The sequence below is a fragment of the Roseovarius sp. SCSIO 43702 genome, from assembly GCF_019599045.1.
Lineage (GTDB): Bacteria > Pseudomonadota > Alphaproteobacteria > Rhodobacterales > Rhodobacteraceae > Roseovarius.
On record NZ_CP080623.1, the window covers coordinates 2,094,247 to 2,109,975 of the forward strand.

General features: G+C 65.1%; 20 protein-coding genes and 2 tRNA genes. 7 read left to right on the forward strand and 15 right to left on the reverse strand.

The window, feature by feature from the left end; genetic code table 11:
• The first annotated feature begins 12 nt into the window (after nucleotides 1-12).
• The 3 genes from K1T73_RS10310 to K1T73_RS10320 are packed head-to-tail and all read left to right on the forward strand — an operon-like array spanning nucleotide 13 to nucleotide 2,113.
• Nucleotides 13-1,143: a bifunctional 2-C-methyl-D-erythritol 4-phosphate cytidylyltransferase/2-C-methyl-D-erythritol 2,4-cyclodiphosphate synthase gene (locus K1T73_RS10310; RefSeq protein WP_220603699.1), complete on the forward strand. Its 1,131-nt coding sequence runs from the start codon at nucleotides 13-15 to the stop codon at nucleotides 1,141-1,143.
• Nucleotides 1,140-1,631, forward strand: a complete 492-nt coding sequence (locus tag K1T73_RS10315; protein ID WP_220600629.1) for a phosphatidylglycerophosphatase A — start codon at nucleotides 1,140-1,142, stop codon at nucleotides 1,629-1,631. The genes K1T73_RS10310 and K1T73_RS10315 overlap by 4 nt, the downstream gene beginning before the upstream one ends.
• Nucleotides 1,628-2,113 (forward strand): CinA family protein, encoded by a 486-nt coding sequence (locus K1T73_RS10320; RefSeq protein ID WP_220600630.1) that lies wholly within the window; start codon nucleotides 1,628-1,630, stop codon nucleotides 2,111-2,113. The genes K1T73_RS10315 and K1T73_RS10320 overlap by 4 nt, the downstream gene beginning before the upstream one ends.
• Here K1T73_RS10320 and K1T73_RS10325 read toward each other — a convergent pair.
• Together K1T73_RS10325 and K1T73_RS10330 are read right to left on the reverse strand one after the other, a co-directional pair.
• Nucleotides 2,091-3,365, reverse strand: a complete 1,275-nt coding sequence (locus K1T73_RS10325; RefSeq protein ID WP_220600631.1) for an MmgE/PrpD family protein — start codon at nucleotides 3,363-3,365, stop codon at nucleotides 2,091-2,093. The two genes, K1T73_RS10320 and K1T73_RS10325, sit on opposite strands and share 23 nt — an antisense overlap.
• Entirely contained in the window at nucleotides 3,346-3,804 is a 459-nt protein-coding gene (locus K1T73_RS10330) for a type II toxin-antitoxin system RatA family toxin (RefSeq protein ID WP_220600632.1), read from the reverse strand. The genes K1T73_RS10325 and K1T73_RS10330 overlap by 20 nt, the downstream gene beginning before the upstream one ends.
• A gap of 97 nt (nucleotides 3,805-3,901) precedes the next feature.
• On the opposite strand from K1T73_RS10330, the gene K1T73_RS10335 reads away from it, so the two are divergent.
• Complete coding sequence (locus tag K1T73_RS10335) at nucleotides 3,902-4,060, forward strand: hypothetical protein (RefSeq protein WP_310794386.1); 159 nt, start codon at nucleotides 3,902-3,904, stop codon at nucleotides 4,058-4,060.
• A gap of 22 nt (nucleotides 4,061-4,082) precedes the next feature.
• Here the strand turns inward: K1T73_RS10335 and K1T73_RS10340 are convergent.
• Nucleotides 4,083-4,159 (reverse strand) — tRNA-Asp (locus K1T73_RS10340).
• Nucleotides 4,160-4,428: 269 nt separating this feature from the next.
• The gene (locus tag K1T73_RS10345) at nucleotides 4,429-5,721 is read right to left on the reverse strand and encodes an ATP-binding protein (protein ID WP_220600634.1); all 1,293 of its coding nucleotides are present in this window, start codon (nucleotides 5,719-5,721) and stop codon (nucleotides 4,429-4,431) included.
• Between the two features lie 77 nt (nucleotides 5,722-5,798).
• Here K1T73_RS10345 and K1T73_RS10350 point away from each other — a divergent pair, with 77 nt between their 5' ends.
• From K1T73_RS10350 to K1T73_RS10360, 3 genes are all read left to right on the forward strand, one after another.
• Complete coding sequence (locus tag K1T73_RS10350) at nucleotides 5,799-6,674, forward strand: MBL fold metallo-hydrolase (protein WP_259400531.1); 876 nt, start codon at nucleotides 5,799-5,801, stop codon at nucleotides 6,672-6,674.
• Between the two features lie 82 nt (nucleotides 6,675-6,756).
• A tRNA-Asn gene (locus K1T73_RS10355) sits at nucleotides 6,757-6,831 on the forward strand.
• 298 nt (nucleotides 6,832-7,129) lie between these two features.
• Nucleotides 7,130-7,315 carry a hypothetical protein gene (locus tag K1T73_RS10360; protein WP_220600636.1) on the forward strand — a complete coding sequence of 62 codons (186 nt, stop codon included), beginning with the start codon at nucleotides 7,130-7,132 and terminating at the stop codon, nucleotides 7,313-7,315.
• Here K1T73_RS10360 and K1T73_RS10365 read toward each other — a convergent pair.
• From K1T73_RS10365 to K1T73_RS10415, 11 genes are all read right to left on the reverse strand, one after another.
• Nucleotides 7,303-7,767, reverse strand: coding sequence for a P27 family phage terminase small subunit (locus K1T73_RS10365; RefSeq protein WP_220600637.1), 465 nt, complete (start codon nucleotides 7,765-7,767; stop codon nucleotides 7,303-7,305). The genes K1T73_RS10360 and K1T73_RS10365 overlap by 13 nt on opposite strands.
• A 285-nt stretch (nucleotides 7,768-8,052) precedes the next feature.
• Nucleotides 8,053-9,399 (reverse strand): phage major capsid protein, encoded by a 1,347-nt coding sequence (locus K1T73_RS10370; protein WP_220600638.1) that lies wholly within the window; start codon nucleotides 9,397-9,399, stop codon nucleotides 8,053-8,055.
• 14 nt (nucleotides 9,400-9,413) lie between these two features.
• On the reverse strand, nucleotides 9,414-9,650 hold the full coding sequence (locus K1T73_RS10375) for a hypothetical protein (RefSeq protein WP_220600639.1): 237 nt from the start codon (nucleotides 9,648-9,650) through the stop codon (nucleotides 9,414-9,416).
• Nucleotides 9,651-9,801: 151 nt separating this feature from the next.
• A complete protein-coding gene (locus K1T73_RS10380; protein WP_220600640.1) occupies nucleotides 9,802-12,102 on the reverse strand; it encodes a phage/plasmid primase, P4 family in 2,301 nt (766 codons plus the stop codon).
• A gap of 91 nt (nucleotides 12,103-12,193) precedes the next feature.
• A complete protein-coding gene (locus tag K1T73_RS10385) occupies nucleotides 12,194-12,436 on the reverse strand; it encodes a hypothetical protein (RefSeq protein ID WP_220600641.1) in 243 nt (80 codons plus the stop codon).
• Between the two features lie 111 nt (nucleotides 12,437-12,547).
• The gene (locus K1T73_RS10390) at nucleotides 12,548-12,937 is read right to left on the reverse strand and encodes a hypothetical protein (RefSeq protein ID WP_220600642.1); all 390 of its coding nucleotides are present in this window, start codon (nucleotides 12,935-12,937) and stop codon (nucleotides 12,548-12,550) included.
• The gene (locus tag K1T73_RS10395) at nucleotides 12,934-13,182 is read right to left on the reverse strand and encodes a hypothetical protein (protein ID WP_220600643.1); all 249 of its coding nucleotides are present in this window, start codon (nucleotides 13,180-13,182) and stop codon (nucleotides 12,934-12,936) included. Before K1T73_RS10395 ends, K1T73_RS10390 begins: the two co-directional genes overlap by 4 nt.
• Nucleotides 13,179-13,388: a hypothetical protein gene (locus tag K1T73_RS10400; RefSeq protein ID WP_220600644.1), complete on the reverse strand. Its 210-nt coding sequence runs from the start codon at nucleotides 13,386-13,388 to the stop codon at nucleotides 13,179-13,181. Before K1T73_RS10400 ends, K1T73_RS10395 begins: the two co-directional genes overlap by 4 nt.
• Nucleotides 13,385-13,639, reverse strand: coding sequence for an AlpA family transcriptional regulator (locus tag K1T73_RS10405; protein WP_220600645.1), 255 nt, complete (start codon nucleotides 13,637-13,639; stop codon nucleotides 13,385-13,387). The genes K1T73_RS10400 and K1T73_RS10405 overlap by 4 nt, the downstream gene beginning before the upstream one ends.
• 95 nt (nucleotides 13,640-13,734) lie before the next feature.
• Nucleotides 13,735-14,154, reverse strand: coding sequence for a hypothetical protein (locus K1T73_RS10410; RefSeq protein ID WP_220600646.1), 420 nt, complete (start codon nucleotides 14,152-14,154; stop codon nucleotides 13,735-13,737).
• Nucleotides 14,151-15,401 (reverse strand): site-specific integrase, encoded by a 1,251-nt coding sequence (locus K1T73_RS10415; protein ID WP_220600647.1) that lies wholly within the window; start codon nucleotides 15,399-15,401, stop codon nucleotides 14,151-14,153. Before K1T73_RS10415 ends, K1T73_RS10410 begins: the two co-directional genes overlap by 4 nt.
• Nucleotides 15,402-15,729: the final 328 nt, after the last annotated feature.

A 15,729-nucleotide genomic window follows, 5' to 3' on the forward strand; every position in this document is an offset into this window, starting at 1 on the left:
TATCACATCGGCATGACGAACGCCGCGTTGATCGTGGCCGCAGGCCGGGGAACCCGCGCCGGAGGCCCCGTGCCGAAGCAATGGCAAGCCCTTGGCGCGCGCCGCGTGGCCGACCACACGGTGGCGCGCTTCGTCGATCATCCCGACATCACCCACGTGGTCCTCGTGCTCCACCCCGACGATCTGACGCTTGCACCCGATCTACCCGATCTCATCGTCTCGACGGGCGGATCGACACGGGCCGCGTCGGTCCGGGCCGGTCTCGAGGCGCTCGAGCGAAGCGGCACTACCCGCGTGCTCATCCACGATGTCGCCCGGCCCTGCGCGAGCCCTGCGCTCATCTCGCGCGTGCTGGCCGCGCTCGACCACGCCCCCGGCGCCGCACCTGCGCAACCCGTCACCGATGCGCTCTGGCGCGCGGCAGCCGGGCGCGTGACCGGCACAGAAGATCGCAGCGGTCTCTGGCGGGCCCAGACGCCGCAGGGGTTTCACTACGACGCGATCCTCGCCGCTCATCGCGCCAACAGCGATGACGCCGCCGATGACGTGACCGTGGCACGCGCCGCCGGGCTTGACGTCGCTGTCGTCGAGGGCGAAGAGGACAATATCAAGATCACCCATCCCGGCGACATCGCGCGCGCCGCCCGCATCCTTGGAGGATCCATGCAGATCCGTGTCGGTAACGGCTTTGACGTCCATCGCTTCGGGCCGGGCGATCACGTGGTGCTCTGCGGCGTCAGCGTTCCCCACGCGCGCGCGCTCCAGGGGCATTCCGACGCCGATGTCGGGATGCACGCCCTGACCGACGCGATCTACGGCGCGTTGGCGGAGGGTGACATCGGACGGCATTTTCCACCCAGCGACCCGCAGTGGAAGGGCGCCGACAGCCGGATCTTCCTCGATCATGCGGTTGCCCTCGTCCACGAGCGAGGGTTCGAGATCGGCAATCTCGACGTCACCCTCGTCTGCGAAGAGCCCAAGATCGGACCACACGCCTCGGCCATGCGCGCCAAGCTTGCCGGGATCTGTGGCCTCTCGCTCGACCGCGTTTCGGTCAAGGCGACGACGTCCGAGCGATTGGGGTTCACCGGACGAGGCGAAGGCATTGCCGCACTCGCCACCGTGAGCCTGGTCGCGCCATGAGGGCAAGCCATCTCATCGCGACATTCGGCGGCGTGGGGCTTTTGCGCCCGGCACCGGGCACCTGGGGCTCGCTGGCGGCTCTGCCGGTGGCTTGGCTCCTGCTGGTCCTGGGCGGCCTCCCCCTCCTCTTGATCGGCATCTTTCTTGCCATCGCGTCAGGAATATGGGCCACGCAGGTAGAGACGAAGGGCAAATCCGACAAGGACCCCGGCGAGATCGTCATCGACGAGGTCGCCGGCCAGTGGATCGCGCTTCTTCCCGTGGCTGTCGGCGCGGCTCATGCGGGTGCCGCGTGGCTTGCGCTCTGGCCCGGATGGATCGCCGCGTTCGTCCTTTTTCGCCTCTTCGACATCTGGAAACCCGGCCCCGTGGGCTGGGCCGATCGGCGGGGCGGCGCGACGGGCGTCATGCTCGACGATGTGATCGCGGGGCTTTTCGCCGCCCTTTGCACCGGGGTGCTGGGTGCGCTCTGGCACGCGATCGCATGACATCGTCCGCCGCGCATATCGTCAAGATGGCCACTGCGTCGGGCGTCACGATCACGACCGCCGAAAGCTGCACCGGCGGCATGGTCGCGGCCGCGCTCACCGATGTTCCGGGTGCATCGAACATTTTCGAACGCGGCTTCATAACCTATTCGAACGCCGCGAAATCGGACCTCCTGGGTGTTTCGCCACGCACCCTCGAGGCCTTCGGCGCCGTCTCCGAGGACGTCGCGCGCGAAATGGCCGAGGGCGCGCGCCGGGTGGCGGGGGCCGATTTCGCCATCGCTGTAACCGGCATCGCGGGCCCGGGCGGTTCCGAGCACAAACCCGAGGGCCGTGTCTGCTTCGGTTTGTCGAGCGTTCACGGAATTCATACCGAGACACGTGATTTCGGCGCGCAAGGCCGGCGCGACGTGCGAAGACTGGCCCGCGATCACGCGCTCGCGCTTGTCGAGACGGCGCTCAGCAGGTCAGAAGCGCGCTGAACGCTTCGATCGGACCGTCATGCGAAATCACGTCCCACGCGGTGCCGGCCGCCGCGTCGCCGACAAGCAGCGCGGCTTTCTCGCGAACCCGCTTCTCGCGCGTGGCCGGAACGATGGGCACGCTCAGGTCGTGCTCCGCCTCTTGCATCTCGCCCTCGACGGACACCCGCACGCGCGATTGCGTCTCGCTCATCCCCTCGTCAAAGACGACCTCCACCCGCTGCATGAGTTCACGGACCGGCGCCTCGTTCACGGGGCCATCCTCGAAGGTCGCGAGCGCCGCCGTCTCGTATCCCAGAAGCCGCAACGCCATCACGGCGCGATAGCTGAACTTCGCCCCGAGGCCGGTTTCGGGCGCCTTCTGGTTGCAGACGTTCATCCACCGCGGATGCGTCGTCACCTGCACCCGCTCGACCTTGTGGGCATCGAGGGGCAAAAGTGTTGCCAAGGCCTCGAGCGCGGCGTGCAGACCGTGACAGCAAGCGTGGAACTTGTGGCTGACATCGCGCATCAGGAAGCCAGTCGTCGTGGCCGGCCGGCCATCTGCATGATGTGTCGCCAGAAACCCCGATTGACCGGTGATGGCGTCCGGGTTCGATACGAAGCCGCGCGCGGCGAGATCCGCACATTCGAGACCCGTCGTCGCCGCCAGACCGGCATTGTAGGGTTTGCCCATCGTGCCGAATTGCGCCTTGAGACCCGCCGCGCGTGTCGCCGCAAGCCCGAGCGCATGCCCCGTCTCAACCTCGTCGAGCCCCAGGACGAGGGCGGCCGCCACCGTCGCGCCGAAGGCCCCGGCTGTGGCGGTCTGATGGAACCCGGCCTGATAATGGCCGCGCCCGAACAGAATGCCGAACCGGATCGACGCCTCACAGCCGGCCAGGGCTGCCCCCAGCATCTCCTGTCTCGTCCGCCCTTCCCGTTCGGCAAGCGCCAGCGCGGCGGGGATCACGGCGACCGACGGGTGGCCGATATGGGCAAAATGCGTATCGTCGTAGTCGAGCGCATGCGACGTCGCCCCATTGACGAGCGCCGCGGCGCGCGGCGGTACCCGTCCGCCCCCGACGAGCGTCGCCTGTCCCTCGCCGCCTTCCTCGATTACCATCTCGCGCGTGATCCGCGCCACGGGTTCGCCGCGACCGGCCAACGCCACCGCCAGCCAATCGAGAAGCGAAAGCCGCATCACGGTGATGTCGGCCTCCTCGGGCCGCGCCCGGGCTGCGTCCAGGATGTCAGTGACCGTTTTGTCCATAGAGCTCATCCGCCCGCGCCTCGAAGGCCCGAACGATCCTTTGCATCGCTTCGTAAAAGAAAAGTCCCGCGGCCTTCTGAAGAATCCGGTTCCGAAACTCGAAATCCACGTGGAACGACACCTCGCAACCGTCATCGCGCGGATGAAAGGACCAGTTGGAGACGAGGTATTTGAAAGGCCCGTCCAGGTACTCGGTATCGATCTTCCTGGCCTCGGGCCAAAGCGTGACGCGACTCGTGAATCGCTCACGAAAGACCTTGAACGACACGACGAGATCCGCGGTCATGATTTTCGATCCGTCCCCCTGCGGCTCCACCGACTTCACCCGCGCCGCCGCTGTCCAGGGCAGGAATTCCGGGTAGGAGCCGACATCGGCGACGAGATCGTACATCTGATCGGCCGCGTGAGGCACCCGGCGGGTTTCGGAATGGGTGGTCATGTGTCAGTATCGGCTAGGGACATGTCCCGGTCGTTGTCCTTGATGGGCAGACGGAATTCAAGGGGCGGAGACTGTGAATCAACGCTGGCTGTTCAGGATGAAGCGATGGGCACAGAACCCGCCGAGCCCCGCGCGCGTGAAATTCGTCTTCGTCATCATCATGCTCTGCCTCGCCCTCTTCGCCTATGAGGCATTCTTCGGCTGGCCGGACGCACTGACCCCCAACCGCACCAAGGGCGGTGGCTGGCGACCATGATCGGGCAGTGAGAGGAAGAAAATGGCGCGGTTGACGGGGCTCGAACCCGCGACCCCCGGCGTGACAGGCCGGTACTCTAACCAACTGAGCTACAACCGCGCGTGAGGGGCTGATTAAATGAGGTCCGCGCCCCCGTCAATGCCGAAATGACCACCAATTCACCCCTGGGTCCGAATTTTTCCGGTGGCCGCCCGGCCACGCCCGGGCCGGTATGCGGATGGCAATGCCCCACCTTGCCACGCGCGACGTTTCGAACCGCATCGAGGCCCCGCCGACACGCAACCGGCTGGCGGGCGGCAATTGATGGCATCTTGATCTTGACGCCATCCCGGTCAGGCCAAGATCACGAGGCGAAATCATGCCACGTCTCAGCGCGCGATGACGATATCGGCCCGCAACCCGCCCAGTCGCGCGCTCTCCCCGAGGCGCAGCGCGCCCCCGTGGGACCGCGCCACGTCCATCGCGATCGACAGGCCTAGACCCACGCCGCCGCCCTTGTTCGGATCGCGCCCGGGATCGAGCCGTGCGAAAGGCTTCAACGCCTCCTCGCGGCTTTCGGGGGGGATGCCGGGGCCGTCATCCTCCACGCTGATCCGCAGGCTACGTTCCAGCACGGCAACCGACACTTCCGCGCGGCTGCCATACCGAACCGCGTTCGAGACGAGGTTCTCCACCGCGCGCCGGATCGCGCTTTCGCGGAGCGGGATCTCGACCTCCTCGTCGCCCTCGACCTCGCCCAGCGTGACGTCCATTCCCGCGCGCGCGCAGTCGTCCACGATCCGCCGGATCAGCGGGACGGGCGCAACACCCGTCGTCTCGTCCCCCGCGGCACCCCTCGCGAAATCGAGGAATTCGTTGAGAAGCCGCTCCATGTCGCGCACGTCGCGCAGCATGTCGCGCGCCTCCTCGTCCTCGATCATCTCGAGGCCGAGCTTCAGCCGCGTCAGCGGCGTGCGCAGGTCATGGCTCACCCCCGAGAGCATCAGGGTCCGCTGCTCCATCTGCCGCTCGATCCGCGCGCGCATGTCGAGAAAGGCACTACCCGCCGCGCGCACCTCGGTCGCGCCGCCCGGCCGATAGTCGACCACGCGACCGCGCCCGAACGCCTCGGCCGCCCGCGCCAGCCGCGTGATGGGCCGCAACTGGTTGCGCAGGTAGACATAGGCCACGAAGGTCATGATCGCACCGAACACGACCATGTTGACCAGAAGCTGGTGCGGGTTCGACGCCGAAACACGGCGCCTGTCGAAGCTCAGCGCGACCGGCCCGCCGGGTTGGTCGAAATACATCCGCACCCGGCTGTCGTCGGGAAGCTCGACGGCCAGGAGCTCGGGGAGCGCCCGCTCGAACTGCCGGATGACCAGGATGCCGGTCACATCGTACCACCGCCGCTGATGGGTCTCGGGTACAACGTCCGTGGCCACCCTCTCGAACTCGATATCGAGCGGATCCGCGACCTCCCCGGCCCCGCCGGTTTCGAGCACGAGCTGGATCTCGCGCGTGGCCGCCCGGGTCATCTGCGCCGTCACACCCTCGAAGAGCCGTTGCACCGACACCACCGAAACGACCAGCGTCACCGAGATCACCGGCAAGAGCAGGATCAGCAGCGCCCGGCCCGACAGGCTGCGCGGCATGTAGCGTTTGAGCCATGCGAACGACATGCGCTACATCTATCGCCAGCCCGCGCACAGCGAAAGGAAAACCGCCCGTGACCGATGACTTCGACCCGCCCCCCGGAATGGCCGAGACCCTCGTCCCGGGGCTGCGCCGGATCCTCGCGCCGAATCCCTCGCCGATGACCTTTCGCGGGACGAACACCTACCTCCTCGGCGAGACGGATCTTGCCGTGATCGACCCCGGCCCCGCCGATCCGCGGCACGTCGAGGCGATCCTGGCCGCCATCGGCCCGGATCAGCGCGTCAGCCACATTCTCGTGACCCACGCCCATCTCGACCATTCGCCCCTCGCGCGTGAGCTGGCGCAGGCCACCGGCGCGCCTGTCCTCGCCTATGGTGACGCGACGGCGGGGCGAAGCGCGGTGATGACCCGTCTTGCGGCCGCCGGGGTAACTGGCGGTGGCGAAGGTGTCGATCGCGCGTTCGTCCCCGACATCACGCTCGAGGACGAGGCGCGCATCGACGGCGCCGGCTGGTCGCTTACCGCGCTCTGGACACCGGGCCATTTCGGCAACCATCTCTGTTTCGCCTGGGGCGATCACGTCTTTTCCGGCGACCTGGTGATGGGCTGGGCCAGCTCGCTCATCTCGCCGCCCGATGGCGACCTAGGCGATTTCATGGCCTCCTGCCGACGCCTTCGCGCACGGGCGCCGCGCGTGCTTCATCCCGGTCACGGGGCACCGGTCGTCGACGCGATGGAGCGGATCGACTGGCTGATCTCCCACCGTCTCGCGCGCGAGGCACAGGTTCTCGAGGCCCTCGCCGTCGCCCCGGCCACCGCGGCGGAACTTGCCCGGCGTCTCTATGGCGACACACCGCCTGCGCTCCTGCCTGCCGCCGCGCGCAATGTGCTCGCGCATCTCGTTGATCTCACGGAGCAATCCCGCGTCACCTGCTCCGGCCCGCTCACCGAAACCGCCCGCTTCCGCCTCGCCTGACCCATCGCGTGCAGCACCTCGAAAAAAATGCCCGCCCCCTCTGGACGCCCCTCCACCCTGTTGCTATATCCGCCCCCGGTATTCCGGCGTAGCTCAGCGGTAGAGCAGTTGACTGTTAATCAATTGGTCGTAGGTTCGATCCCTACCGCCGGAGCCAAAAATCCCAAAGAAAGCAATAAGTTAGCTTAAACCGCATCAAGCGGTCTTTGGCCCAATTGGCTTCTGGGGAACGCTGGGGGAACAGGTCGGCCCGCGATGCCTCTTCCGTGGCCCGCGCCATTGTTCGCGCGGGTTCCGCCCGTTTTTGTGCAGGGTCAAACCTAAATTGTTGCGGTTTATGGCAGGTAGGCTTGGGCCGCCGGTCCCCACATGGGCCCGCCAGAGTTTCACCGGCCCCCTATCACTGTCGCCGCGCGCCTTGGGTTTCCAGCCGCATCACGTAGCTTGCGCGCCTCGTGGATTTCGTCGCGGCGCAGTCCAAGGTCGGCGGCGGTGGCGGGAACCTCGTTGCCATTCCCAACGAGGTCAGATCGCGAACCGCTTTGCCCGACCTCCCCCCGCTCCTGCGCGGCGTCGTATTCATCGGCCAGCCGCATCTCGGCGCGGGCGGCGGGCGGCAGGTGGCCGGTCAGCTGAAATAGTCCAAAGCATCGAAAGGGTTTTCTTCCGCAGGGTTGCGCGCGCTCACCTTCGCGCGCGTTGCCGGGGTCAATCCGAATTCCGACAACAGGCTTTGCGCATGGCGCATCGCCTCATTGCGCATCGCCACCTCGGGCCGGGCGCGCACCAGCTTGTCGCCGCTGGTCGCCGTGGTGCAGTAGGTGCGGCCCGCATCCTCGATAACTGCCGTGCAGATTTCGATTTCTTCCAACCGGCTCGCCAACAGCGCCAGCGCCGCCTGGTCGTCAGGCGATGCGATCCCCATGCCTAGAAGCGTAGCCGACAACTGCGCGAAGATTTCCGCCGCGCGTTCGCTCAGCCATTCGGACGGTTCCGCCGTGCCGATATTCGCGGGCGGTGCGTCCGGGTTCATCCGGTCGGGCCGGGCGGTTCCGGCGATGATTTTCAGGTGATCCGGTGTTCGTTTTGCCATTGCCCGAAAACCTCCTTCGATGTGACGGCGTAAGAAACAAGGTGTGGCCGCCGGTCCCGATATGGGCGCTGTAGACTTTTGCCGCCGGGGGTGGGGAAGGCGCGAACGCCTCCCCCTCGACGCTGGTGACGCCGCGCCCGGCCATAAAGGACACCGGGCCGCGCCTGTCGGGGTTTTGCGACACTCTCCGACTTGCCGGGTTGCTTTGCCGCGAATGCGGAAGATGCAGCGGGCGCAACCTGCCCTGTCTGGTGAAGGCCTGGGTCATGCCCCGGCCCTCTTGGATCAAGTCGCCGGATGTTCCAGCAGCTTGATCGCGTTGCTGTCCATGACATGCCCGCCGACGCGGTGATGCACATAGAACCGCACCCAGCCGGGCCGGGTGTAGGGGTCGCGCAGCGTGCGCATTCCCGTCCGGTCAACGATCAGATAACCGCGCGACCAGTTGCCGAAGGCGACGGAAACGTTGCTCGCCCCGATGCCCGGCATTTCCTCCGCCTCGGCCACCGGATAGCCCAGCAGGGTCGGCGGCGCATCTGCCGAAAGGCTCTCGATCCAAAGCGGGCGCCCGTCAGTGTCCTTCAACCGCCGGATCGCCGCTGCTGTGGTGCGGCTCATGAGCCATGCGCATTCCCCCCGGACACGGTAGGGCGTGCGCAGCGCCGTCATGAGGTTCACCAGGTCGTCAACCTCGATTGCCGCCGCTGCCTGCGCGGGAACGGTCTGCAACGTGCCGAAGGGGCGCGTGTCATCGTCCGTAGCGGCCTGCGGCGCGGTCAGGAAGCCTTCGGGCTTGTCCACTCCGTCGCCGTTCACGAAAGCCCCGGCTTCCTGCAAGGCAAACTCGCTGGCGATATTCTCATTCAACCAGGTTTCAAGGTCGAATTGCGAATCTTCCAGCACCCAGGTTGTCGCCTCCGCATAGCAGAACAGTTCCCCCATGGGCGGTTTGATTTCGCCCATTGCCGGGGTCTGGGTCACGGTGCGCGGGTCCGTTTCGGCGGCCCAGCCCGACGACGCCCCGCGAAGCCCGACGATCTTGGAAAAGTCGCCGCTGGTCGCGGTCTCGACCGATGCAAGGCGGCGAAGCGGGTTCACATCAAGCATCTGGTCGAGGATCACGCGCGAGATTTGCCCCGGCACGCTTGCCCCGCCGTCCTGGCTCGATCCGGTCTGCATGGACGCCTGCGGCTTCATGCCGTCGCTCATGGTGCCATTGCGCAGGAAGTCGGTGAATTGCGATGCTGCCGAAGGCGACAAGCCCCGCGAATGGGTCGGCCCCGCCGCGCTGATGGACATTGCCGCCAGCCGGGCGTTGGCGTCATCCGCCGCTGCGCGCAGATCGGCCATTTCGGCCTTGCTGGACGCCTTGAACGCCTGCCAGTCGGTGTTGAGGTCTTGAAGAAGGGATGCCACGTCGCCGCCTTGCGCGCGAACGGACTGAATCCCACGGAATTTTGCGTGTTTCATTTGAACACCTCGTGTCATGCCCCGAGGGGCGATTTCGATTTTGGGATATGTGCGCAGCGTCTCGCGTGCGGGTTCCGGGCGGGTCCGGGCGAAACGGAAAGCAGCGTCGCGCGTGCTTGCGTCTCGGGCGACGGGCGCAGCGTCGTGCAATGCGCCGGTCACGGTATGATGATACCTCATTGCAGCCCGCCGCACAAGGCTTCGCCGCGCTCGACTTCATCGGCCATGTCGCGCAGCCATTCCGCCGCAGCCACCGGCCCGCCTATGTGCTGCGCCAGCGTCACGCCCACCGCCAGGAAGGCGACGGTGATCTGGTGATCGGTCATCGCCCCGCCTTGGCGGATGCTCTCGGCGGTCTCGGTCAGCTTTTGAAAAAGGTGGTCGCGGATTTCATCTCGGGTTGCCGTGGTCATGTCAGGTTCCTTTTGTGGTGGTGGTTTCGTGCCATGCGGGCGGCGATATGACGGATATGACGCTTCGCCCTATATCGGACGTATGCGCGCGCGCATGTGCGCGCGTGCGCGCGTATACGGTGGATAAGGGGCGAAGCGTCATAAGCGTCATTCATCGGGTTTTAAGTCCTATGAAGCCCCGGCCATGCGGGCGGCGATGATCCTGAAAGCCGCGCGATTTCAATTCCTTGCGCAGCGTGTGGAGCGTCCAGGCGTGAAGCCCCTGCCGTTCGCACCAGAATTTGAAACGGTCGTGCAAGTCGGTCGTCGTCACGAAACCACCCGGATCGGTCACGGTCTCGTCGATCAGGAATTGCCCCAGCGTGTCTTCGTCATCCATGTATTCGGTGGATGCCGCCGCCACCTTGGCGGGCACGTCCAGGCCGCGCTCCTGCCATTGCAGCGCGCCCTCGATAGCCCAGCGCAGGATTTCCGGCCCCTCGGCCATCAGCTTGTCGGGCAGGCTCTTGTCGCGCCGCTCGGGCGGGATGGTGACAAGGAACGGCACCAGCACCACGCGGGCGCGGATCGCTTCATCAACGCCTCTGAAAGACGGCTGATTGTTCCCGGCAATCATCAGCGTCAGTTGCGGGTCGAAGTCGAAGAAGTCGCCGCGCATGAAGCGGGCGGTCATGCGGTCGCCGCCGGTCAAATCCTTGATCGTGCTTTCATCCCAGGTCTTGCCCACCGGCAATTCGCTGCCCGCCACCAACCGCGCGCCCTGCAACCCGGCAAGCCCGGTGGAATGCTTTTCAACCGCGCTGTTGAGGAAGGTTTCAGCCGCCGCGCGCCGGGCGTAATCGGCCCAGATATGGGTCAGGGTGTTCAGGAAAACCGATTTGCCGTTGCGGCCCGTGCCGTAGAGAAACAGCAACTTGTGTTCGGTGGTCAGCCCGGTCAGCGCATAGCCCGCCGCCCGCTGCATGAACGCCACCAGGTCGGCGTCGTCGTCGAATATCTCGTGCAGGAAGGTCAGCCAGCGTTCCGGCCTCGATCCGGGCGCGGCGGGCGCGCAGGCGGTCGCCTTGGTGATCATGTCGCGCCGGTCGGCGGTGCGCAGGTGCCCGGTGCGCAGATCCACCGTGCCGCCCGGCGTGCCCAGCAGCAGGCGGTTTTCGTCGAAGGCGTCGGCGCGTGCCACGCTCGCCGGGTTCGATCTGGCGAGACTTTCGACGCTGGCAACCGTGATCTTGTTGCGCAGCCACCGCGATTGATCCTTGCCCCAGGCGCGCAGCTTGTCAGCTTCCTTGTCGTCGAGCGCAGCGGCCTTGCGTTCGGCCCATCCTGTCAAATCCTCGGCCCGGTCGCGTAGATAGGTGCGGGTGCGGGTCAGGTGCTCCAGGCGGTCGTCGATCTGCCAGCGCGTGCCTTCCCAAAACAACCACTTGCCCCAGGTGGCAACGTGCCGCGCGTCCCGGTCGAAACTGCGCGCGCCCAAATCGGTCGCAAGCGCGTCGTGGCTCAGGTCGAGTTCGTCGGGCGTGTTCGGGCGGGGCTGTCCATCGGCTGTTGCCGCGCGCGCTCCGGTGGTCCGCTCTTTCGGCCCTCGCGGCGTCTGCGAGCCCGCCTGAAAGCCGCTGTCGATGGTCGCGACAATCTCCCCCGGTTCCAGCCCGATGCCCGCTCCGGCGGCGCTCAGCCGCGCCTTGACGGTATCTTCGGCCAGCCCGCCCCCTGCCACGATCTGCGCCAGATTGAAGGCGGCGCTATTCAGCGCGCCATTGCGCTTGCCCTCGGGCGCGGCCAGCAGCTTGGCGAGTTCGTCTTGCAACGCCTTGTCGGCCCATGCCGATGCGCCGCCGGTGTCGATCTGGACACGCGCGGCGGGCGCGGCGCGCTCCGACAACTTCTTGCGGCGCGGCAGAAGGTCGAGGATCCACTGCGGCGCGGTGGCCACCTCGAAAAGGCCGGGCGGGTTCTTCCAGCGATAGGGATTGTCCGAGCCGGGCTTGATCGAAGGCGCGGCCAGCACCATCCCGCCATGCCCGCGCACATCAACGCCGGGCGCAATCTCGCCTTCGCAGGTCTTCGGGTCAAAGTCCCCCGGATACCGGAAATAGACGTGCCAGCCGCCGCTCGGGCTGGTGGCCTCGATGGTATGCGGCAGGTCGCCATGCGCCTTGATCTTTTCCAGCAGCCAACCGATGCCGTCCACGTTGTTCTTGCGGTCAAGGTCCAGAACGACAAGCCCGCTTTCCTGTGTGGCGATTCCGATATTCGCGTGCGGATGCTTGGCGAAAAGCGCGGCGACAAGATCGGGGTCATTGGTCGCGCCCCAGCGGCGGCCATCGTGATCCTTTGCGCCTTCGTATGACTGCTTCTTTCCAGGCGGTGCCGGAAACACATGCCAGCCGCGCGCCGCGTATTCGAGCGCAGCGTCGGCGATGGTCGGGAAGCTGTCCTGCATGTTCATCAGCTAACCCCCCAGATCAGCGCGCAAAGCGCGGATGCCTGCGCCTCGGTCATGCCGTGAACGCGCATCAGGAAGCGGATTTGAAGCTGTCTCATACCGCGCCCCCCATCAGTTCCAGCGGGTCGTATTCGCCTGCGCCCTCGACGCGCGCCAAGGTGCGGCCCCGGTCGTCTTTCAGGACACGGTGCGGATCGCAGGTGCAAATCCGCTCGCGCGTGTAGATCGCGCAACCCGGATCGTGCTGGAATTCGACGCGAAAGAGTTTGCCGCGCTTGATGTGTTTACGCTGCGCGGCGGCCCACGCCCGGCGGGCCTGCCGTTTCGATTTTGTCATGCTCGTTACCTCGGGAATTGCCGAAAGCAACGGGCGGTGCTATAAACGGTCTGACGCCTGCCAAAGCATCATCCCCAACTAACCCCCCGCCGTCGCTTTCGGTGGGGGTTTCTATTTGTTCAACATCGCGCGCAGGCGTTGACGCGCCTCGCGCATGTTGTTCTCGCTCGCCTGCTGCGCGTTCACCGCCGCCCGGATGATCCGGTGCAGGTGGATTGCGTCGGTGCTGTCGAAGTCGGGATTTGCCAGCGCGGTGCAGGCGACTTCCAGGACGGACGCAACGAAGCCTTGGGCGTCGTCAATGTCGATCCTCTCGTCATTGCGGATCAGGCACGCATTCGCCGCTTTCGCCGCCTCCACCGGATCGCGCGGCAGATCGGCCATCTGCTCAACCTCGCGCATGTTGGTGGCGTCGATCGAAAGCAACTCGAAGTCGCGCCGCGAAAGCTGTTTCAGCGTCTCGACGGCTTCAGCGGGCAGGTCGGAAAGGCGGATGGTCATGCCGTGCCCTCCCCCTGCCGGGCGATGCTCATCACCTCGGCCCCGCCGTTGCGGCGGCGGGCTTCGGCGTCCAGTTCATCGGCGTGTTGCTGATACCACTCGCCCATGTCGCGGATCGCGTCGGCAATCGCGGTCACGGCCTCGGGGGTGTGCTCCAGGCGCTGCAACAGGAATTGCAGTTGAACGCCGGGATATTCGCCTGCGCCTTCCAGCGTGCGGCGAACGATTTGCTTTTCCCACGTCATGCCGCCACCTCGCCATTGCTAAGGCCGGTGGCGTAGATGTTGGCGACCAGCCAGTTGTCGCACGGCGCGATCCAACCGGCCTTTCCCGCCGGATTCACATGCACATAGATAATCGAGCGGTCGAAGCCGTCTTTATGGGTGGTGTAGTCCAGCGTGCCGCCGCACGGCAGGCTGCGCGGAAAGTTCGGTGCGGAATAGGTGCTCATGCCGCCACCTCGCGCGCTTCCAGCCATGCGATGATTTCGGCCTCGCGCCAGTAGCGGCGGCGTCCGATGTAGATCGGGCGCGGGAAGTCCAGGGCGGGATTGTCAAGCCAGCGCCACAAGGTCATGTCGCTGATACCGCCGCACATCTGGCGAACGGTTGCGGCCTGAATCCGGCGGTGGGGGTTGCGGTCGTGTTCGGGGTCGGTCGCCCCGGCGTGACGCGCAGTCGCGGTTGCGGTTTGGGTGTTCATGGTGCCACGTCCTTTCGTGTTAGAACCGTGGCTATCTATTGGTCACATCTTTCGGCGCTGGTCCAAAGAATAGGGGTGCGAAAAACTAATTCGTTTTATGGACCATGGCGTTTTAGCACTCCCTCAAACCATTCCAGTTCTTCCATTTGCTCTCGGTAAGCCCTAAGCGATTCAAGGCATTTGCTTCTCCCGTTGCCCTTCACGCCAAATTTGCGCTGCACCTGATAAACCGCTTCATCGACGGTTTTTTTGTCATCATCGACAATACGAACCATTTCTCTGCCAACCGCCCAATCCGGCCCCTTCGGTCGTCCGGTGCATTTGTTCCTCAACTCCATCCTGAACCTGTCAGGTTTTCCGCTTGGACGAATTGACGCCGCTAGCATTTTTAAGAACAGTTCGGACGGCGCGCCAGTTTCCAAAACATCGGCAATACGTTCGGCCCGCGCTCGCATATCGAGCGGTTCATCAACGGATTCGACCAGCAGAACCCAATCAGGCTTCTTTTCCTTCATCGCGCCGCCTCGCCAATCCGCACGACGTTATCCGCCGTGCCTTCCACCAGATCACCGACAAGGCGCGCCCATGCGTCCAGCGCATCGCGCTTTTCGTCGGCATAGTCGTGGCGCTGATAAACCGACACGATCCCGCCTGCGGTGCCGCTCACATGGTTCAGCACGGCCTCGGTGACGCGCACCGGAATGCCCAGCCGCGCCATGCCGGTTGCCGCCGTGCGGCGCAGATCGTGAAACGTCCAGTGCGGGATTTCCACCGGCTCGCCCGCCTCGTCGCTGGCAATCTCTGCCATGCGTTCGGCAATGTGATTCCGGCCCTTGTGATAGCCCTGTAGCGCGCTTCTGCCGTTCGTGGTGAAGATGTAGCCCGCATCGCTCTTGAGGCGCTCCACGGCCCCCAGAACGTCCCGCGCGGCCCCTGACAACGGCACGTCATGCGCGCGCCCGTTCTTCGTGCGGTCGGCGGTCAAGTGCCACAGATCGTCGCTCACCTCGCGGTCAGTCATGTTGACAACCTCGCCAAGCCGTTGCCCGGTCAGCAACAGCATTTTGCCAAGATGCCCCCACGGCTGGCCCTCGATTGTGCAGGCTTCCCAGAACCACCGGATTTCATCATCCGACAACACGCGGTCGCGGCTCTTTTCCTTTGCCGCCGGTTTCACGCCCATTGCGGGCGACTGGTCGATTATATCGCGCTCCACACACCAGCTTAGAAACTTGTTTAGATAGGCCCGAACCCGGTTTGCGGTCACAACCCGCCCGCTATCCGCGATCCCGTCCAGCAGGTCGATCACGTCGCGCTTGGCAATGTCGTGAATGTCCCGCTCGCCCCAAACCGCGACCACATGCCGGTTCAACTCGCGCTTGACGGTTTCGCCGGATTTCAGTGTGGACAGGTGCCGCTTGCCGAATTGCTCCACCAGGGTCTTGATCTTGTCGCGGCCCGATTGCTGAACCTCGACGCGCGCCGCCTTTTCGGCCTCTCTCTCGCCTGCCGGGTCTTTACCATCCTGCGCCGCGATCAGGGCTTCACTGGCGCGCGCTCTGGCCTCCGCAAGCGATAGCAGGGGATATTTGCCCAGCGTCATCCGCCGGTGCTTTTCCCCGAACCGATAGCGGACCTGCCAGGCCTTCCGCCCGCTCGGCTGCACGATCAGATAAAGCCCCGTCATCAGGGTATCCGGCACCTCCTGTCGCTTGTCTGTCGCCTTCCACTTTTCAACGCCGGTTGCCGTCAGCTTCGCCATGTTCGCCCCCTCAAAATCTGTTCCCCAATCGGTTCTGGGGAACATTCTGGGGAACAGAAACGGTGTTTTCTACTGTTCCCCACGCAAGCAAACATTGCCGAACATATGGCGCATACGCAAGTAAAATATGGGAAATATGGCAAGCGATAGTTTTACATATTTAGGCCACGATACCCCCTAAATATCGACTGTTAATCAATTGGTCGTAGGTTCGATCCCTACCGCCGGAGCCAAATTCCCAGCAAGCCCCTGATTTCATTGGATATGCCCCGACCGGAGTCGGAGCCACGCGTGCACGTGCACAAATTGGTGCACAAACAGGTGCACA